This window comes from Streptomyces sp. NBC_00310 (genome assembly GCF_036208085.1).
Taxonomy (GTDB): Bacteria; Actinomycetota; Actinomycetes; order Streptomycetales; family Streptomycetaceae; genus Streptomyces.
Genome location: NZ_CP130714.1, coordinates 7,048,797 through 7,067,196, shown reverse-complemented (window position 1 = coordinate 7,067,196; position 18,400 = coordinate 7,048,797). Strand labels below are relative to the sequence as shown.

Below are 18,400 nucleotides of genomic sequence, written 5' to 3'. Positions count from 1 at the left end.
GCGAGGCAGGGCCGGTCGACGCCGATGGTGCCCCAGCCCCGCAGGGTCAGGCCCGCAGGGTCAGGCCCCCAGGGTCAGGCCCAGCGCGATCAGCCCAGCGCGATCAGCACCAGCAACAACACGGCCCCCGCCGCCGCGGGCCCCATGATCTCCCAGGCCCACCGCACACTCGGCCGCCCCTGCGACCCGACCGCCTTCGCCCGCGCCTCGCACAGCTCCCGCAGATCGGCCATGACCTGATCGGTCTCCGCCCGCACGGGCCGCGCGGCCGCGGCGGCACGACCGCCGCCGTCCCCCTTGGCCGCCCGATGGGCCTCCCGGGCCTGATGCCGAGCCGCCTTCTTACGGCCTCGCAGTGAAACGGGAATCGCCCACATCTGGTACTTGGCACCGCTGTCGTCGATCACCTCGTTGGTGTAACCGGACCGCAGCGACACGACGCTCGCCCAAGGCAGTTCGATCATCCGGAACGGATTGCGCACCCGCAGCCGGTCGTCGTTGGCGAAGACAGCCGGCCGCACCGAGAAGGCAACCACCAGCGGCACGGCCGTCAGCATCGACGCCAGCGCCAGCCAAGGCGTACGCCCCTCTCCCGTCACCACCGCGTCCCCACCGAGCCACGCGAACAACCCGAGCAGCAACACGCCACCCACCAGCCCGGCGGGGGACCGGTACACCCGGTCCTTGTACACGGGCTTGCCGGGCTTCGACGCGGTGGCCGTCGAGGCCGTCGAGGCCGTCGAGGCCGTCGAGGCCCCCGGAGCCTGCCCGGCCTTCGGAGCCTGCCCGGCCTTCGGGTTCTCCGAAGCCGCCGCAGCCTCCGCATGCTTGCGTCCCGCCGGGGCGTGCTCCGGCTCGGGCGACGATTGATCCGAGGTGCTCATACGTCCGATTCTGCCCGACGCCCCGACCCTGTTCGCCGCCGAGGTCGCGGCCCCGCGAGGGGCGCGGGGACCCGCGCGAGCCACCACACCCACCCGCACCCGCCGCACGGCACGCACCCCCGAGCTGTCGGGCGCCCGCAAACAAACCGGGGGCTGTACACCTGCTACGCGCGTAGATATGCTCGTCTGGTGACCATGTCCACAGCTGCACCCCACGCTCTCGCCGACGTCACCGCGTCCGACAGCACGCTGCGCCGCTTCCTCCACGGGCTGCCCGGCGTCGACCCGGTCGGCCTGGAGGCGCGTGCCGCCTCGCTCGGCACCCGTTCCATCAAGACGACCGCCAAGGCGTACGCCATCGACCTGGCCATCTCCATGGTCGACCTGACGACCCTGGAAGGCGCGGACACCCCGGGCAAGGTCCGGTCCCTCGGTGCCAAGGCGGTCCTCCCCGACCCCACGGACCGCACGACCCCCGCCACGGCCGCGGTCTGCGTCTACCCCGACATGGTGCCCACCGCCAAGGCCGCCGTCGCCGGTTCCACCGTCAAGGTCGCCTCCGTCGCCACCGCCTTCCCGGCCGGCCGCGCCGCTCTCTCGGTGAAGCTGGCCGACGTCCACGAGGCCGTCTCCGCCGGCGCCGACGAGATCGACATGGTCATCGACCGCGGCGCGTTCCTCTCGGGGCACTACCTCAAGGTCCACGAAGAGATCACCGCCGTGAAGGAAGCCTGCGGCTCCACGGCCCGGCTGAAGGTCATCTTCGAGACCGGTGAACTCTCGACGTACGACAACATCCGCCGCGCCAGCTGGCTCGGCATGCTCGCGGGCGCGGACTTCATCAAGACCTCGACCGGCAAGGTCGCGGTGAACGCCACCCCCGCCAACACCCTCCTCATGCTGGAAGCCGTCCGCGATTTCCGCGCCCAGACCGGCGTCCAGGTCGGCGTGAAGCCCGCCGGCGGCATCCGCACCACCAAGGACGCGATCAAGTTCCTCGTTCTGGTCAACGAGACCGTGGGCGAGGACTGGCTGGACAACCACTGGTTCCGCTTCGGCGCGTCCTCGCTCCTCAACGACCTGCTGATGCAGCGCCAGAAGCTGGCCACCGGCCGCTACTCCGGCCCCGACTACGTGACGGTGGACTGATCCCCATGGCTTCCGCATTCGACTACGCACCGGCCCCCGAGTCCCGGGCGATCGTCGACATCGCCCCCTCCTACGGCCTGTTCATCGACGGCGAGTTCACCGAGGCCGCCGACGGCAAGGTCTTCAAGACGGTCAGCCCCGCCTCCGAGGAGGTCCTCTCCGAGATCGCCCAGGCGGGCGAGGCGGACGTGGACCGCGCGGTGAAGGCGGCGCGCAAGGCCTTCGAGAAGTGGTCCGCGCTCCCCGGCACGGAGCGCGCGAAGTACCTCTTCCGTATCGCCCGCATCATCCAGGAGCGCAGCCGCGAACTGGCCGTCCTGGAAACCCTGGACAACGGCAAGCCCATCAAGGAGACGAGGGACGCCGACCTCCCCTTGGTCGCCGCGCACTTCTTCTACTACGCGGGCTGGGCCGACAAGCTCGGCCACGCCGGCTTCGGCACGAACCCCCGCCCCCTCGGCGTGGCGGGCCAGGTCATCCCCTGGAACTTCCCCCTGCTGATGCTGGCGTGGAAGATCGCCCCGGCGCTGGCGACCGGCAACACGGTCGTCCTGAAGCCGGCGGAGACCACTCCCCTGTCGGCGTTGTTCTTCGCGGACATCTGCCGCCAGGCGGGCCTGCCGAAGGGCGTCGTCAACATCCTCCCCGGATACGGCGACACGGGCGCGGCCCTGGTCGCGCACCCGGACGTCAACAAGGTCGCCTTCACGGGCTCCACGGCGGTCGGCAAGCAGATCGCGAAGACCGTCGCGGGCACCCGCAAGAAGCTGACCCTCGAACTGGGCGGCAAGGGCGCGAACATCGTCTTCGACGACGCGCCCATCGACCAGGCCGTCGAGGGCATCGTGAACGGCATCTTCTTCAACCAGGGCCAGGTCTGCTGCGCGGGCTCCCGCCTCCTGGTCCAGGAGTCGATCCAGGACGAGCTCCTCGACTCCCTCAAGCGCCGCCTGTCGACGCTCCGCCTCGGCGACCCCCTGGACAAGAACACGGACATCGGAGCGATCAACTCCGAGGAGCAGCTCACCCGCATCACCTCGCTCGTCGAGCGCGGCGAGTCGGAGGGTGCCGAGCGCTGGTCCCCGGCCTGCGAACTGCCCTCCGCGGGCTACTGGTTCGCCCCGACGCTGTTCACGAACGTCACCCAGGCACACACGATCGCGCGGGACGAGATCTTCGGCCCGGTTCTCTCCGTCCTCACCTTCCGCACCCCGGACGAGGCCGTCGCCAAGGCCAACAACACCCAGTACGGCCTCTCGGCGGGCATCTGGACCGAGAAGGGCTCCCGGATCCTGGCCGTCGCGAACAAGCTCCGCGCGGGCGTCGTCTGGTCCAACACGTTCAACAAGTTCGACCCGACGTCGCCGTTCGGCGGCTACAAGGAGTCGGGCTTCGGCCGCGAGGGCGGCCGTCACGGCCTGGAGGCGTACCTCGATGTCTGACAAGACCGACAAGACCGAGCAGAACCGTCTCAGCGTCTTCAAGACCTACAAGCTGTACGTCGGCGGGAAGTTCCCGCGTTCCGAGAGCGGCCGGGTGTACGAGGTGACCGACTCCAAGGAGAAGTGGCTGGCCAACGCCCCGCTCTCCTCCCGCAAGGACGCCCGTGACGCGGTCGTCGCCGCCCGCAAGGCGTTCGGCGCATGGTCCGGCGCGACGGCGTACAACCGCGGCCAGGTCCTCTACCGCGTCGCCGAGATGTTGGAGGGCCGCAGGAGCCAGTTCGTCCACGAGGTGGCCGACGCCGAGGGCCTGTCGAAGTCGAAGGCCGCCGCCCAGGTGGACGCGACGATCGACCGCTGGGTCTGGTACGCGGGCTGGACCGACAAGATCGCCCAGTTGGTCGGCGGCGGAAACCCGGTCGCGGGCCCGTACTTCAACCTCTCCAGCCCCGAACCGACGGGCGTGGTGGCGGTCCTGGCCCCCCAGGAGTCGTCCTTCCTGGGCCTGGTCTCGGTCCTCGCCCCGGTGATCGCCACGGGCAACACGGCGGTCGTGATCACGAGCGAGAAGGACCCTCTCCCGGCTCTCTCCCTCGGCGAGGTCCTCGCCACCTCCGACGTCCCCGGCGGCGTCGTCAACATCCTCTCCGGCCGTACGGCGGAGATCGCGGCCCCCCTCGCCGCCCACCAGGACGTCAACGCGATCGACCTGGCCGGCGCGGACGACGTCCTGGCGAAGGAACTGGAGATCGCCGCGGCGGACAACCTCAAGCGCGTCCTGCGTCCACAGCCTGTGGACGACTGGTCGGCCATGCCCGGGATCGACCGCATGACCGCGTTCCTGGAGACGAAGACGGTGTGGCACCCGACGGGGTCGCTGGGCGCGTCCGGCTCGGCGTACTGACCGGCGTACCGACCGGCGTACTGATCGCATACCGATCGGCGTACTGAGAGGAAGCGTCGGGGAACCGCGGGCCGTCGGGACGGTGCAGGCCGTCCGTGACCGGTCGCGCGGTTCCCCGCGCCTCTCACAAGAAGCTCAGCGCAGGCTGCCCACCACCTGACCCAGCACCGGGATGCTCCCGATCGACGGCGCCTGCGCCACCGGTCCGGTCAGGGCCGTCGACGTCAGCGGCTTGAAGTCGGCCAGCTGCGTCCCCACCCCGTTGGCGAGGGGGTCGACCCCGGTTCCGGCCAGCGGGTTGGGCTTGAGGCCGGCGACCGGGCCCGTGACATGGCCGATGGTGCCGGTGAGGGCCTGCAGAGCCGCCTGCGGGTCGACCGTGCCGAGCGAGGTGGGCCGGGTGCGCATCGCGTCGACGACCGGTGCGGCGCCGTCCGCGGCCGCGGCCGTACCGGCGCCCGCGCCGAGCGCGACCCCCGCGGTCGTGACGGCCAGCAACGCGCGCCGTGCGATGGGGTTCTGGGGAGCCGAGAGTCGAGCCATCAGCGGTGCCACCTTCTCCTGTGCGTTTCCACTTCGGAAAGTAATCATGGAGATGCGTACGGTAGTTGAGGTGTGATGTGCGCTCCAAGAGCGACCCGCCGTCTCGGCGAGAGCCGCCCGATGCCTCACACTGGACTCTCGTGAGTTCGCATCCCCCGATACCGACCCGGGTCGTCCTGCTGTCCGGTCCGTCCGGCTCAGGCAAATCCCTCCTCGCCGCCCGCTCCGGCCTGCCCGTGCTGCGGCTCGACGACTTCTACAAGGAGGGCGACGACCCGACGCTGCCGCAGGTGGAGGGCAGTGCGGACATCGACTGGGACCACCCGCTGTCGTGGGACGCGGACGTCGCCGTCGCGGCGATCGAGGAGCTGTGCCGCACGGGCGCCACGACCGTCCCGACGTACGACATCTCCCTCAGCGCGCGCACCGGCGCGGAGGCCCTGCGCATCGAGCGGACCCCGGTGTTCATCGCCGAGGGCATCTTCGCGGCCGAGATCGTCGGGCGCTGCCGTGAACTCGGCCTGCTGGCGGACGCGCTGTGTCTGACCCGTGGTCCGGTGAAGACCTTCCGCCGCCGCTTCCTGCGCGATCTGAAGGAGGGCCGCAAGTCGGTGCCGTTCCTGTTGCGGCGCGGCTGGCGGCTGATGCGCCTGGAGCGCACGATCGTGGCGCGCCAGACGGAGCTGGGCGCCCACCCCTGCGACAGGGACGAGGCACTGGACCGGCTGGCGGCGGCCGCCGCGGGCCACTGCGCGAAGGCCACGGCCTGACGAGGGCACGGACGACGGCACACATGAAAGCGGGACTGGACGGACCCCCCGGCCCTCCAGTCCCGCTTCCCCCGTGATCCCCGGTGCTCACCGTCGTGGTCCCCCCGGACCCCCGTCGGTTTGCCCCCCGGCCGTCGCGCCGGCGCTCCCCCGCGCCACCGTGACGACCCTCGTTCCCCCGTGCTCCCCCCGCTTTTCCCCCGTTACCTGCTCCCCCACCCACAGACCTTCAGGCGACAAGCTCCCCGAAGGACTCCTCCTCGTCACGGCCGAAGCTGAGGACCTCGTCCTCGCGCAGCCGACGGAGCGACCGCCAGATGCTGGACTTCACCGTGCCGACACTGATGTCGAGGATCTCCGCGATCTCCGGGTCGGTTCGGCCCTCGTAGTAACGCAGGACCAGCATCGTCCGCTGGAGTTCGGGGAGCCGGGCGAGCGCCTGCCACAGGACGGCGCGCAGTTCGGTGCCGCGCATCGCGTCCGTGTCACCGGCGGTCTCCGGCAGTTCCTCGGTCGGGTACTCGTTCAGCTTGCGGCGGCGCCACGCGCTGATGTGCAGATTGGTCATGGTGCGGCGGAGGTAGCCCCCGACCGCGGCCTTGTCACTGATCCGGTCCCACGCCCGGTAGGTCGAGAACAGCGCGCTCTGCAGCAGGTCCTCGGCCTCGAAGCGGTCTCCGGTCAGGTGGTAGGCGGTTGCGTACAGGGAGGCACGACGCTCCTGGACGTAGGCGGTGAACTCCGCCTCCGACACAGACCGGCGTTCCCCCGTGCCCTCCCCGTACGCGGTCCCCGTTCCCCCGTGGGTGACCCCCGTTACCCCCGTGGTGCTTCCCCCCACATGCGCGTCAACCACCGACATGAATGTGGTGTGCTGACGCCCGGTGCCGCGAGCGCACCCCCGCCCGCTCACGGCACCGGACTTCTCCGTGTTCCGGACGACGTCGTGGAGCCGCGTGACAACTGCGCTAGTGCTGGTGCTGTGCAGCGTGTTCATCTCGCGCCCCCCGTCGTGGAGTTCCGGTTGTGGTGCTGTGCTGTGGTGCTGATTGGTGCTTCCCCCGGCTCCGCCCCTTGGTGCTGTCGGGCGGCGTTTCCTTGCCTGTGCCGAAAAGATTGCCCGTTCACCTTCATGGCCGTGTCCGCCGACTGTCACAGAGCTGTCACAGGGGTCGGCCCATGGGCGGGGCCCAGTCGGAGCACAGGCCGATCACAGAGAAGAGTCGTACGGCTACGCGATCGGCACGATCGTGTGCGGGTGTGGAGTGGGAGCGCTCCAACGGTCGATTCGGCGCCATGCCATGGGCCAGAATGAGCCCGTGCCTTCCCTGTTGCTGATCGAGGACGACGACGCCATCCGCACGGCCCTGGAGCTCTCACTGACGCGCCAGGGGCACCGTGTCGCCACCGCCGCCACCGGCGAGGATGGTCTCAAGCTGCTGCGCGAACAGCGGCCGGATCTGATCGTTTTGGACGTGATGCTGCCAGGAATCGACGGCTTCGAGGTGTGCCGACGGATCCGGCGCACCGACCAGCTGCCGATCATCCTGCTGACGGCACGCAGCGACGACATCGACGTCGTGGTGGGCCTGGAGTCCGGCGCGGACGACTACGTGGTCAAGCCCGTGCAGGGGCGGGTGCTGGACGCCCGGATCCGCGCGGTGCTGCGGCGCGGTGAGCGCGAGGCCAACGACGCGGCGACCTTCGGCTCCCTCGTGATCGACCGAGCGGCGATGACCGTGACGAAGAACGGCGAGGACCTCCAGCTGACACCCACCGAGCTGCGGCTGCTCCTGGAGCTGAGCCGCCGCCCGGGACAGGCCCTGTCCCGGCAGCAGTTGCTGCGTCTGGTGTGGGAGCACGACTACCTGGGCGACTCCCGCCTGGTGGACGCGTGTGTGCAGCGGCTGCGCGCCAAGGTCGAGGACGTACCGTCGTCGCCGACCCTGATCCGTACCGTGCGCGGCGTGGGCTACCGGTTGGACACGCCTCAGTGACGAAGGCTCGAGGGGGGATCCGCGGCTGGGCCGCGGCTCGCAGGAAAGTGCAGTCCCGGATCCGTTTCACCAGTCTGCGGCTGCGGTTGGTGGTCGTCTTCGGTCTGGTGGCGCTCACGGCCGCCGTGTCGGCGTCCGGTATCGCGTACTGGCTCAACCGCGAGGCCGTGCAGACGCGCGCGCAGGACGCGGCGCTCAACGACTTCGAGCGGGAGATGCAGAGCCATGTGAGCACGCTGCGCCCGAACCCGACGCAGGACCAACTGCGCATCGCGGCACGGAAGATGGCGGACGGCGGCGAGCGTTCCAGCGTGCTGCTCGTCGCCGGGGGCGCCGGCGGGCAGACGGTCTCCGGGTCCTCGACCGACAACGCGCTGGACGGTTTCTCGCTGGAGGACGTGCCGGCGTCCCTCCAGAAAGCCGTCAACAAGCGGCAGAAGCTCACGTCCGGCAACCGGCACGCGTACCACGTGTACTGGCAGCGGGTCATCGACGGCGACACCCCGTATCTGGTGGGCGGCGCGAAGATGATCGGCGGCGGGCCGACCGGCTACATGCGCAAGTCCCTCGCGGAGGAGGCGAAGGACCTCAACTCGCTGGCCTGGTCGCTCGGGATCGCCACGGGTCTGTCGCTGATCGGCTCGGCGCTGCTCGCGCAGGCCGCCGCGACGACCGTACTGAAGCCGGTGCAGCGCCTCGGTGTCGCCGCCCGGCGCCTCGGCGAGGGCAAGCTCGACACCCGGCTGCGCGTCTCCGGCACGGACGAACTGGCCGACCTCTCCCGGACGTTCAATCTCGCGGCGGAGTCGCTGGAGAAGAAGGTCGACGACATGAGCGCCCGCGAGGAGGCGTCCAGACGCTTCGTCGCCGACATGTCCCACGAACTCCGTACACCGCTGACGGCGATCACCGCCGTCACGGAGGTGCTGGAGGAGGAACTGGACGCCGACACGGGCAGCCTCGACCCCATGATCGAACCGGCCGTACGGCTCGTCGTCAGTGAGACCCAGCGTCTCAACACCCTGGTCGAGAACCTGATGGAGGTCACCCGCTTCGACGCGGGCACGGCCCGTCTCGTCCTCGACGACGTGGACATCGCCGACCAGATCACCGCCTGCATCGACGCCCGCGCCTGGCTGGACGCGGTGGACCTCAACGCCGAGCGCGGCATCATCATCAACCTCGACCCGCGCCGCCTCGACGTGATCCTGGCGAACCTGATCGGCAACGCGCTCAAGCACGGCGGCTCCCCGGTGCGCGTCTCGGTGCGCGAAGGCGACAAGAACGACGCGGACCTGCTGATCGAGGTGCGGGACCACGGCCCCGGCATCCCCGAGGACGTCCTCCCGCACGTCTTCGACCGCTTCTACAAGGCGAGCGCCTCCCGCCCCCGCTCCGAGGGCAGCGGTCTCGGCCTGTCCATCGCCCTGGAGAACGCCCACATCCACGGCGGCGGGATCACCGCCGCCAACTCCCCCGAGGGCGGCGCGGTCTTCACCCTCCGCCTGCCCCGCGACGCGGCCTCGCTCATCGCGGAGGAACGGGACGCCGACCAGGGCGACGACGGCCCGCAGGGCACCGAGGGGACCGGTCAGTGACGATACGAGGCGCACGAGAACGGGAAGACGGGGGAACCCAGGGCGTGCGAGTGCCGGACGTACGCGTGCGGGGCTCACGCGCGCGAGGCATACGGGTCCTGGCCGCGACCGGCGCGCTGGCCGGGCTGCTCACCGGCTGCGGGATCCGGGCCACGCAGGTGCCGACGGACTTCGGGCCGGCGCCGTCGATGGTGCCGTGCGAGCTGTCCGTGACGGACATCGCGACACAGGCGACCCCCTCCGGTGTGCCGGTCGAGGTGTTCCTGCTCTGCTCCGGGGCGCTCGTCCGGGTCAACCGCTCCGTGCAGGTCGCCGAGGGCACGGAGGAGGCCCAGCGGCGCGTCGTCGTCGCACAGGGTCTGCTGGACGCCCTGGCCGGCGACCCCAGCGACATCGAGGACGAGGCCGGCTACAGCACCGCCGTCCCCGTCGGCCTCACGGTGACCGGCCCCGCCCCCGGCGACCCCGAGGACGCCCTGCGCCTGTCCACCGCTCCCGACGCCCTCCCCCGGTACGCCCTGGCCCAGATCGTCTGCACCTTCTCCGACTCCGCGGCCGCCGGCGACAACGGCTCGGTGGTCCTGGGCAGCACGAGCGCCGAGTCACTACGCCGTTACGAGTGCGCGCCGGAGACCCAGACGTCCCCGGGCGCGGGCAACCCGCCCTCGACGGAGGTCAACGGCTCCTGAGCGGGAGCATCGAGGGTTCTCCAGCCCCATGATCTGCCCGTGCGACGCCACTGCCCGGATCACTACTGACGCCCACTGCCCGGATCACTGCAGAAGAGTCGGCGAGTGAGCCAAAGGGGCGCGCCTGTGTCGAGAGCGCGAGCGCGCGGAGGCCCCGACGAAGGAGGGGTCGAGCACGGTCGCGCTCTCGACACAGGCTTCTGCGCCCCGGCGGCGAACCGAGCCACAAAACAAAGGGGAACCGATCGTGCCGGGGGCGGCGTCTTGGGGGGCGTGCAGCCTCAAGGTACGAACGGCGGTAGCGCCGGGATCCGTGTCCGTGCGGCGGGGGGTGTCCTCCTCGCCGCACATCTCGCGGTCGTTGCCTGGATCACGCTGCGTCCGCTGGACGTCACCTGGATGAGTCCCGCGAATCTGCGGCCGTTCGCGGGGATCAGAGCGGATCTGGCCCTGGGGTGGCCGGAGGCGGCCCACCGGATCGGTGAGGGGCTGGCGCTGCTGGCTCCACTGGGCGTACTGCTGCCGATGAGCCACGGAAGACTGGCCGTGTCGCCGCTCGCGTCGCTGGCCCGGTCGGTCGCGGCCGGGGCGCTGCTGTCGCTGGCGATCGAGCTGTTGCAGACGGGGGTGCCCGGGCAGGTCGTCGACATCGACTCGATCCTGCTGAACGCGGTCGGTGTGGGCCTCGCCCATCTCGTGGTCGTGCCGACGGTCAGGTCGGCGCTGCGGCGGCGGGCCGAGACCCGGGTGCGGGCGGCGCGTCTGCGCCGGGAAGAGCTGTCTCAGGGGCGGACCCCGACGATTCCCAGGGTCGGGATGGCTCCGTAGAGGGACGCTTCGTCCGCTTCGTCGCCGTAACGTCGAAAGCGTGGAAAAGAGAGCGGTGGCCGTAGGGAGGCCCCGCCCCACCGTCGGCCCGCGGTCGACGTCCTACGCTGACGAAGGAGTCCTCATGAGCCGCCTCGCCCGCCCCACCGAAGGCCGGATGATCGGCGGAGTGTGCGCCGCGCTGGCACGGCGCTTCGGCACCTCCGCGACCACGATGCGCGTGATCTTCCTGGCGTCGTGTCTGCTTCCGGGCCCGCAGTTCCTGCTCTACATAGCCCTCTGGATCCTCCTCCCCTCGGAAGGCAAGGCCCGCACGGCTTGGTGACGCGCACGGCGGAACGGCCACCTGTCGACCGACCGGCGCGCACACCGACGGGGCGCACCCTTCGAGGGTGCGCCCCGTACGGATGTCACGGTGCGCCTCAGGCGGCGGGGCCACCGAGGGGCAGGCCGTTGAGGCCGACGCCCTTGGCGGGGAGGGTCTTGCCGACGGGGAGGCCGCCGAGCAGTCCGGCGACGGGAGCGGTGGGGCCCTCGGCGAGGACGCCCGCGACGGCGGGCTGTGCGGCCTGGAGACCGGTGCCGAGCGCGCTCTGCCCCTGGGCGAGGGCGCCGGTGGCGGTCGGCAGCGCCTTCGTGACGTTCTCCGCGGGCAGCGCCTGGGTGACGGTACCCAGAGCCTGGGAGGCGTCGGGGGCGGCCGGTGCGCTCGGGGCGGCGTTCGCGGCGCCCGCGCCCGCAGCGGCGATGGCGGCACCGACAACGGCGACACCGAGGGTCTTGGCAGCAGACTGCTTCATGTTGAATGCGTCCTTGGAATGCGTGTGACGGGTGGGGAGCGGTGCCGAAACGTAAACACCAAAGTCCCGCCGGTGGCAACCATCGAAAAGCGGCCGCGTCACCGCCCGCGTGACCGCTTCCCGAAATCGCCGTTCAGCTCTTTTCGTCGACAGAACCACTGGTGGAGAACGTTTGGCGGAACAGCCATTCGGATTTCAACTCGGCATATCCGGGCTTGATCACGTCATTGATCATGGCCAGTCGTTCATCGAAAGGAATGAATGCTGACTTCATAGCATTGACCGAGAACCACTGGATGTCGTCGAGCGTGCAGCCGAAGGCTTCGACAAGGTGCTCGAATTCCCGGCTCATACTGGTGTGGGACATCAGCCGGTTGTCGGTGTTCACGGTGGCCCGGAAGTGCAGTCGCCGCAGCAGCCCGATGGGGTGCTCGGCGTACGAACGGGCGGCGCCGGTCTGGAGGTTGGAGCTGGGGCACAGCTCCAACGGGATGCGCTTGTCACGGACGTAGGAGGCGAGGCGGCCGAGCTTCACGGAGCCGTCCTCGTGGACCTGGATGTCGTCGATGATGCGGACGCCGTGGCCGAGCCGGTCGGCGCCGCACCACTGCAACGCCTGCCAGATGGAGGGGAGTCCGAAGGCTTCACCGGCGTGGATGGTGAAGTGGTTGTTCTCGCGCTTGAGGTACTCGAAGGCGTCGAGGTGACGGGTGGGCGGGTAGCCGGCCTCGGCGCCCGCGATGTCGAAACCGACGACACCCAGGTCGCGGTAGCGGTTGGCGAGTTCGGCGATCTCCAGGGCGCGGGCCGCGTGCCGCATGGCGGTGAGCAGGGCGCCGACGCGGATGCGCCGGCCGTCGGCCCTGGCCCGGCGCTCGCCCTCCCGGAACCCCTCGTTGACGGCCTCGACGACCTCTTCGAGGCTCAGTCCGCCTTCGAGGTGCTGTTCGGGGGCGTAGCGGACCTCGGCGTAGACGACGCCGTCCACGGCGAGGTCCTCGGCGCACTCGGCGGCGACGCGGAACAGCGCGTCGCGGGTCTGCATGACGCCGACGGTGTGGGAGAAGGTCTCCAGGTACCGCTCCAGCGAGCCGGAGTCGGCGGCCTCGCGGAACCAGACGCCGAGCCGGTCGGGGTCGGTCTCCGGGAGCTGGGAGTACCCGCTGTCGCGGGCGAGTTCGACGATGGTTCCGGGGCGCAGCCCGCCGTCGAGGTGGTCGTGCAGCAGAACCTTGGGCGCCCGGCGGATCTGGTCCGGATCCGGGGTGTTACCGGTCGGGTCGTTCTGGTTCGTCATTTTCGCACGATAACGCCTACGCGCGTAGAGCGCCTGTCGGGCGGTCCTGTCGATACCCAACGGTGACCCACAGGACGGGTGGCGTACACCCTCTCTTCTGAGACTGTTCTGTCATGGCGCAGCAAGCAATGCCGGTCCGTACGCCCCGACTTGGGCGGACGATCGGCCCCGAGCCGAGCACGGTCAGCGGAGTCGTCCTGCTGCTCCCGGCCGGTGACGAGGCATCCCCCCGCAGACCCTCCCCCATGATGGCCACGGCCTCCGTGCGCGCACTGGGCCGCCGGCTCGCCCGCGCGGGACGTACGGAGGGGCTGGCGGTCCATGTCGTCCACTACCGCTACCGGGGCTGGAACGGTACGGAGGCGCGGCTCGCGCGGGACGCCGAGTGGGCCGCCGACGAGGTGGTCCGGCGTTATGGAGACGTGCCGGTGTGTCTCGCCGGGCTCCACATGGGGGCGCGGGCGGCGCTGCGCGCGGGTGGGCACGAGGCCGTCAACTCCGTGCTGGCCATCGCTCCTTGGTTGCCCGAGGAGGATGTGGCCGCGCCGCCCGAACCGGTGAAGCAGCTGGCGGGGCGGCGGGTGCTGATCGTGCACGGGACGAATGACGAGCGGGTGGATCCTGAGCTGTCGTTCCGCTACGCGGCGCGGGCGAAGAAGACGAACCCCGACATCTGCCGCTTCGAGGTGCACGCGGACCGGCACGCGTTGACGCAGTACCGGGACGAGGTGCATGCGTTGGCTGCGGATTTCGTGATGGGGGTGCTGTTCGGGAGGGCTTTCTCCCGGCCGGTGGAGGATGCGTTGGCCGCGCCGCCGCCGTTGGGGCTGCGTATGCCGCTCGCCTCCGGCTTCGGCCGACAGCGCTCACGTCAGGGGGGCTGAGGTCGTCTCGCGGCTGCGGGCCGTTGTCGGCTGATCGCGCGGTTCCCCGCCCCCCTCGCGGGGCACGGTCGGTGGCCTCAGTCGTGGAGCAGGCGGCCTCTTCTTGACAGGAGGAACTTCTTGAAAGCCGCCACCGGGGGTGTGTCCGGGTGGCCGTCCAGCCATGCGACGCCGATTTCCCGGGCCGCGCGGGGGGCCGTGACCGTCAGCTCCACCACCCCTGGTCTCGGGACGGCCGGTGGGGGAAGGAGGGCCACGCCCAGGCCCGCCGCCACCAGGCCCCTCAGCGTTTCCGCCTCCTCGCCCTCGAAGGCGATGCGGGGCTTGAAGCCGGCCTCCTTGCAGAGGTCGTCGGTGATGCGGCGCATGCCGTAGCCGGGTTCGAGGGTGACGAAGGTTTCGTCGGCGGCCTCGGCGAGGCGGACGCGCTTGCGGGCGGCGAGGCGGTGGTCGGCGGGGACGACGAGGCGGAGCTTCTGTTCGTCGAGGCGGCGGGCCACCAGGTCGGGCGCGTCCGGGACGGGGGACGTGAGGCAGAGGTCGAGTTCGCCGGCGCGCAGGCGTTCGAGCATGGCCTCGCCGTAGTTCTGGACGAGGCTGAAGCGGACGCGGGGGTGTTCGGCGCGGAAGGCCTGGAGGAGGCCGGGGACGGTCTCGGCGCCCAGGGTGTGCAGGAATCCGAAGGCGACCTTGCCGGTGGCGGGGTCGGCGTCGGCGCGGACCTCGTCGGCGGCTCGCTCGATCTCGGCGAGGGCGCGTTCCACGGAGGCGTGGAAGGTGCGTCCGGCGTGGGTGAGGGAGACCGTGCGCCCCCGGCGTGCGAACAGGTCGACACCCAGGTCCTGTTCCAGCCGGACCATCGCCCGTGACAGCGTCGACTGCGGAACCCGCATCTCCTGTGCGGCCCGGGTGACGTGCTCGGTGCGGGCGACTCCGGCGAAGTAGGCGAGGCGGGGGGCCAGGCGCAGGACCATGTCCTCGAGGTCGACGGCGCCTTCGGTGGCGCCGGCGCGATCGATGGTATGGGCATCGAATTGTTTTGTGTCACTGGACTGTGACAGCTGCCGTCCTGACCTCTGTTGATGCGTCACGGGAACGATTATGGGGGTTCCATGCATTGGACGGATGAGTGGTGCCGTCCGTAGTTTCGAGGCATGCCTTCCGCCAGTACCGAGGCGTCCACCACCGTGGGCGCCGTATCAGCCACGTCCGACACGTCCGACCGTTCGCCCGCCGCCGACTCCCGGGTGGCCCCCGGTGGGCCCGGCTACCGCCGCATGAGTCTGGCGCTGTTCCTCGCGGGTGTCGCGACCTTCGCCCTCCTCTACTCCACGCAGGCTCTGCTGCCGCTGATCTCTGACGGCTTCGGGACGACGGCGAGTGCGGCGAGCTGGACGGTGTCGGCGGCGACCGGTGCGCTGGCGCTGTTCGTGCTGCCGATGAGCGCGCTGTCGGAGCGGTTCGGGCGGCGTGCGGTGATGACGGCGTCGCTGGTGGTCGCGGTGACGGTCGGGCTGCTGATCCCCTTCGCGCCCTCGCTGGGGGCGCTGGTGGTGCTGCGGGCCGTGCAGGGCGCGGCGCTGGCCGGTGTGCCGGCTTCGGCGACCGCCTACCTCGCCGAGGAGGTCCGCCCCAAGGCGCTCATCACCGCGATCGGTCTCTTCGTCGCCGGCAACAGCGTCGGGGGCATGAGCGGGCGGGTCGTCACCGGGTGGGTCGCCCAGGAGTGGGGCTGGCGGGTCGCGCTGGGGGTACTCGGGGTGATCGCCGTGGGGTGCGCGGTGGCCTTCCGGCTGCTGCTGCCGGCGCCGAAGCACTTCGTGGCGGGGTCGCTGCGGCCTCGGGTGCTGGGCCGTACGGTCCGGGCGCATCTCGGGAATCCGCTGCTGTGCCGGTTGTACGCGATCGGCGCGCTGTTCATGGCGGTCTTCGGTGGCATCTACACGGTCATCGGTTACCGGCTGGCCGACGCCCCCTTCTCCCTTCCGCAGGGGGTCATCGGCTCGATCTTCCTCGTGTACCTGGTGGGTACGGTGTCGGCGTCCACCGCCGGGAGGCTGGCGGGGCGGCTCGGGCGGCGGGGCGCGCTCTATCTCGCGGGTGGTACGACGACCGCCGGGCTGGTGGTGTCGTTGTCCGACTCGCTGGGGCTGGTGCTGGTGGGGCTGGTGCTCATCACGGCCGGGTTCTTCGCGGGGCACGCGGTCGCTTCGTCGTCGGTGAGTCATACGGCGAAGGAGGGGCGGGCACAGGCTTCCGCGCTGTATCAGTCGGCGTATTACGTGGGGTCCAGTGCGGGGAGCACGCTCGGGGCGGTGGCCTTCCATGCGGGGGGTTGGGGCGGGACCGTTTCGATGGGGCTGTTGGCTGTGCTCGGGGTCGTGGGGATCACCGTGGTCGGGTCGCATGCGGCTCGGCGTGGGCCGGTGCCGGTGCACTGAGTTCCTTGCGCACCCCGCCGCCCCTACCCGTCCCGTCCCCAGGGGGCTGCGCGGCCCGCCCCCATCCGGCCTCAGACCGCACACAACCCACCTGACCTGCCCTTTCCTTCCCTCGGCAGGCCGTTGTCAGTGGGCTGCGGTAGCTTCCGAGGTGTTGGTACGCACAGGTACGCCACAGGGGTGGGTTGGCCATGAGTGACGGTACGGCGACAGCGACGGCGGAGCTCGACGTCCGGTTGGAGAAGCACCGGGTCGAGCTGACCGGGTACTGCTATCGGATGCTCGGCTCGTCCTTCGAGGCGGAGGACGCCGTGCAGGACACGATGATCCGCGCCTGGCGGAGCTACGAGAAGTTCGAGGGGCGGTCCTCGCTGCGGTCGTGGCTCTATCGGATCGCCACGAATGTCTGTCTGGACATGCTGACCGCCGGGAACAAGCGGGCCCGGCCCATGGACCTCACCGAGTCCACACCTCTGGCCCAGGCCGCCCTCGCCCCCCGCCCCGACAACACCTGGCTGGAGCCGGTGCCGGATGCGCGGGTGCTGCCGACGACCGGTGATCCGGCGGAGGCCGCCGTGGCGAAGGAGTCCGTGCGGCTGGCGTTCGTGGCGGCGTTGCAGAAGCTGCCGTCGAAGCAGCGTGCGGTGCTGATTCTGCGTGAGGTGCTGGCGTGGCGGGCGAGTGAGGTCGCCGAGCTGCTCGACACCTCCGTCGCCTCGGTGAACAGCGCCCTGCAGCGGGCCCGCGCGACCCTCGCCGAGGGCGACGGGCAGGTCGCGGCGGCCGATGTCTCCGACCCGCTCGACGAGGAGCAGCAGAAGCTGCTGGAGCGCTATGTGGCCGCCTTCGAGGGGTACGACATGGCGGCGCTGACGGCCCTGCTGCACGAGGACGCGGTCATGACGATGCCGCCGTTCGACCTGTGGCTGACCGGCACGAGCGACATCACCGGGTTCATGACCACGCTCGGCGCGCCCTGCGCCGGATCACACCTCGTGCCGGTCGCGGTGAACGGCCTGCCGGGCTTCGCGCAGTACAAGCCGGACCCGGAGAAGGGCGGCTTCAGCGCCTGGGCCGTGCAGGTGCTGGAGATCTCAGAGGGCCGGATCGCCGGATTCCACTGCTTCCTCGACACCGCCCGCTGGTTCCCCCTCTTCGACCTGCCCCTCCACCTCGAAGGCAAGCCCGACCAGGCGCAGTAGCGCGCACAGCGCCGGGTCGGGGTCCCGCAGGCGTATCCGGCCCCCGGCCCGCCGCGCCGCGAGCTGCAGCCGGGCCAGTACGTCGACGGCGCCCAGACCCGGCGGCCCGATGCCTGCGACGTCGCACACCAGCACCCCGCTTCCGGTCCCCTTCAGTCGCGCGCGTACGTCGGCACAGAGCCGAGGCACCTCGTCCCGGGTGACGGGGCCTGGCAGTACGAGTACGGCGGGTGTCGTCGCGTCCACGATCTGTAGACCAGGCCAGGTCGCACAATTCATCGGTGCGTGAGGACACCCTCGTCCCGGCGGACCTACTTGGTGGGGAACACGCTCGTGTCCAGCGTGAACGCGAAGGGCTCGGGGAGTTCGATCGGGTCGCCGAATTTGCCCGCGCGCAGCACGCGGTGGACATCGCCCTTCGGCTCGCCGTAGAGCGTCACCGTCGGACCGCCCGGCGCCCAGCTGTCGATGAGCAGGTACAGGGGGACTCCCGCCTGTGCGTAGCCCGCCGCCTTCTTGATCCGGTCGTTGCTCGCGTTGGACTTCGAGGTGATCTCGACGACCAGTTCGGCGGCGGCTGCGGGGATGTAGTTGCCGTCTCCTTCGGCGTACAGGGCATCCCTGGGCGCCACAGCGAGGTCAGGAATGTAGAGCCCGGCACGAGACGGTACGGCCGCGCCCAGCGTCTGATAGATCCCCCAGTCTTCAGGGATCTCCCGATAGAGGCGACGCTGCACGCGGTCGGCAATGTCGTTGTGGGCGTTGGAAGGCGGTGGTGCCACGGTGACGATCCCCTCGATGATCTCCACCTTGCAGCCCTCGGGGGCGTCCGTCTCCTGCCAGATCCGGACGAGGTCGTCCCACTCGTGGCCACTGGCCGTCGTGTGGTCGACAGTGAGTGCGCTCATGGCGGTTCTCCAATCGGTGCGTCACCGACTACAGCATGCCCAACGGGACCGGTGGCGGTCCACC

The 18,400-nt window shown here is 70.6% G+C and carries 20 protein-coding genes; 12 read left to right on the top strand and 8 right to left on the bottom strand.

Annotation, left to right across the window (positions count from 1 at the left end; translation table 11 throughout):
* Positions 1–89: 89 nt before the first annotated feature.
* Positions 90–692: a PH domain-containing protein gene (locus OG202_RS31050; protein WP_327732131.1), complete on the bottom strand. Its 603-nt coding sequence runs from the start codon at positions 690–692 to the stop codon at positions 90–92.
* A 387-nt stretch (positions 693–1,079) separates the two neighbouring features.
* Here OG202_RS31050 and deoC point away from each other — a divergent pair, with 387 nt between their 5' ends.
* The 3 genes from deoC to OG202_RS31035 are packed head-to-tail and all read left to right on the top strand — an operon-like array spanning position 1,080 to position 4,379.
* Complete coding sequence (gene deoC / locus OG202_RS31045; RefSeq protein ID WP_326585646.1) at positions 1,080–2,033, top strand: deoxyribose-phosphate aldolase; 954 nt, start codon at positions 1,080–1,082, stop codon at positions 2,031–2,033.
* A 5-nt stretch (positions 2,034–2,038) separates the two neighbouring features.
* Complete coding sequence (locus OG202_RS31040) at positions 2,039–3,475, top strand: aldehyde dehydrogenase family protein (RefSeq protein ID WP_326578234.1); 1,437 nt, start codon at positions 2,039–2,041, stop codon at positions 3,473–3,475.
* Positions 3,468–4,379, top strand: coding sequence for an aldehyde dehydrogenase family protein (locus OG202_RS31035; RefSeq protein WP_327728053.1), 912 nt, complete (start codon positions 3,468–3,470; stop codon positions 4,377–4,379). The genes OG202_RS31040 and OG202_RS31035 overlap by 8 nt, the downstream gene beginning before the upstream one ends.
* A 135-nt stretch (positions 4,380–4,514) precedes the next feature.
* Here the strand turns inward: OG202_RS31035 and OG202_RS31030 are convergent, their stop codons facing one another.
* A complete protein-coding gene (locus OG202_RS31030; RefSeq protein WP_326578238.1) occupies positions 4,515–4,922 on the bottom strand; it encodes a hypothetical protein in 408 nt (135 codons plus the stop codon).
* A gap of 140 nt (positions 4,923–5,062) precedes the next feature.
* Between OG202_RS31030 and OG202_RS31025 the strand changes: the two genes are divergently transcribed.
* On the top strand, positions 5,063–5,692 hold the full coding sequence (locus tag OG202_RS31025) for a uridine kinase family protein (RefSeq protein WP_327728054.1): 630 nt from the start codon (positions 5,063–5,065) through the stop codon (positions 5,690–5,692).
* A gap of 229 nt (positions 5,693–5,921) precedes the next feature.
* On the opposite strand, the gene OG202_RS31020 is transcribed toward OG202_RS31025, so the two are convergent.
* On the bottom strand, positions 5,922–6,689 hold the full coding sequence (locus OG202_RS31020) for a SigE family RNA polymerase sigma factor (protein ID WP_326578242.1): 768 nt from the start codon (positions 6,687–6,689) through the stop codon (positions 5,922–5,924).
* Positions 6,690–7,011: 322 nt separating this feature from the next.
* Between OG202_RS31020 and afsQ1 the strand changes: the two genes are divergently transcribed.
* The 5 genes from afsQ1 to OG202_RS30995 all read left to right on the top strand — a co-directional run bounded on the left by afsQ1 (position 7,012) and on the right by OG202_RS30995 (position 11,129).
* Positions 7,012–7,689, top strand: a complete 678-nt coding sequence (afsQ1, locus tag OG202_RS31015; RefSeq protein ID WP_013001223.1) for a two-component system response regulator AfsQ1 — start codon at positions 7,012–7,014, stop codon at positions 7,687–7,689.
* Positions 7,686–9,287, top strand: a complete 1,602-nt coding sequence (locus OG202_RS31010) for a HAMP domain-containing sensor histidine kinase (protein ID WP_327728055.1) — start codon at positions 7,686–7,688, stop codon at positions 9,285–9,287. Before afsQ1 ends, OG202_RS31010 begins: the two co-directional genes overlap by 4 nt.
* A gap of 44 nt (positions 9,288–9,331) precedes the next feature.
* Complete coding sequence (locus tag OG202_RS31005) at positions 9,332–9,976, top strand: hypothetical protein (RefSeq protein ID WP_443052302.1); 645 nt, start codon at positions 9,332–9,334, stop codon at positions 9,974–9,976.
* A 273-nt stretch (positions 9,977–10,249) separates the two neighbouring features.
* On the top strand, positions 10,250–10,804 hold the full coding sequence (locus tag OG202_RS31000; RefSeq protein WP_327728056.1) for a VanZ family protein: 555 nt from the start codon (positions 10,250–10,252) through the stop codon (positions 10,802–10,804).
* Positions 10,805–10,928: 124 nt separating this feature from the next.
* Positions 10,929–11,129 carry a PspC domain-containing protein gene (locus OG202_RS30995; protein WP_326578254.1) on the top strand — a complete coding sequence of 67 codons (201 nt, stop codon included), beginning with the start codon at positions 10,929–10,931 and terminating at the stop codon, positions 11,127–11,129.
* Positions 11,130–11,226: 97 nt separating this feature from the next.
* Here the strand turns inward: OG202_RS30995 and OG202_RS30990 are convergent, their stop codons facing one another.
* A complete protein-coding gene (locus OG202_RS30990; RefSeq protein WP_327728057.1) occupies positions 11,227–11,604 on the bottom strand; it encodes an ATP-binding protein in 378 nt (125 codons plus the stop codon).
* Between the two features lie 133 nt (positions 11,605–11,737).
* Positions 11,738–12,901 (bottom strand): adenosine deaminase, encoded by a 1,164-nt coding sequence (locus OG202_RS30985; protein ID WP_327728058.1) that lies wholly within the window; start codon positions 12,899–12,901, stop codon positions 11,738–11,740.
* 113 nt (positions 12,902–13,014) lie between these two features.
* Here OG202_RS30985 and OG202_RS30980 point away from each other — a divergent pair, with 113 nt between their 5' ends.
* Complete coding sequence (locus OG202_RS30980) at positions 13,015–13,785, top strand: alpha/beta hydrolase (RefSeq protein WP_327728059.1); 771 nt, start codon at positions 13,015–13,017, stop codon at positions 13,783–13,785.
* Positions 13,786–13,862: 77 nt separating this feature from the next.
* Here OG202_RS30980 and OG202_RS30975 read toward each other — a convergent pair whose 3' ends face one another.
* Entirely contained in the window at positions 13,863–14,876 is a 1,014-nt protein-coding gene (locus tag OG202_RS30975) for a LysR family transcriptional regulator (RefSeq protein WP_405895312.1), read from the bottom strand.
* 63 nt (positions 14,877–14,939) lie between these two features.
* Here OG202_RS30975 and OG202_RS30970 point away from each other — a divergent pair, with 63 nt between their 5' ends.
* Together OG202_RS30970 and OG202_RS30965 are read left to right on the top strand one after the other, a co-directional pair.
* Positions 14,940–16,226: an MFS transporter gene (locus tag OG202_RS30970; RefSeq protein WP_327728061.1), complete on the top strand. Its 1,287-nt coding sequence runs from the start codon at positions 14,940–14,942 to the stop codon at positions 16,224–16,226.
* A 191-nt stretch (positions 16,227–16,417) separates the two neighbouring features.
* Positions 16,418–17,428 carry a sigma-70 family RNA polymerase sigma factor gene (locus tag OG202_RS30965; RefSeq protein WP_327728062.1) on the top strand — a complete coding sequence of 337 codons (1,011 nt, stop codon included), beginning with the start codon at positions 16,418–16,420 and terminating at the stop codon, positions 17,426–17,428.
* On the opposite strand, the gene OG202_RS30960 is transcribed toward OG202_RS30965, so the two are convergent.
* Positions 17,321–17,707 (bottom strand): STAS domain-containing protein, encoded by a 387-nt coding sequence (locus tag OG202_RS30960; protein WP_327728063.1) that lies wholly within the window; start codon positions 17,705–17,707, stop codon positions 17,321–17,323. The genes OG202_RS30965 and OG202_RS30960 overlap by 108 nt on opposite strands.
* 32 nt (positions 17,708–17,739) lie before the next feature.
* Positions 17,740–18,336: a Uma2 family endonuclease gene (locus OG202_RS30955; RefSeq protein ID WP_326578270.1), complete on the bottom strand. Its 597-nt coding sequence runs from the start codon at positions 18,334–18,336 to the stop codon at positions 17,740–17,742.
* Positions 18,337–18,400: the final 64 nt, after the last annotated feature.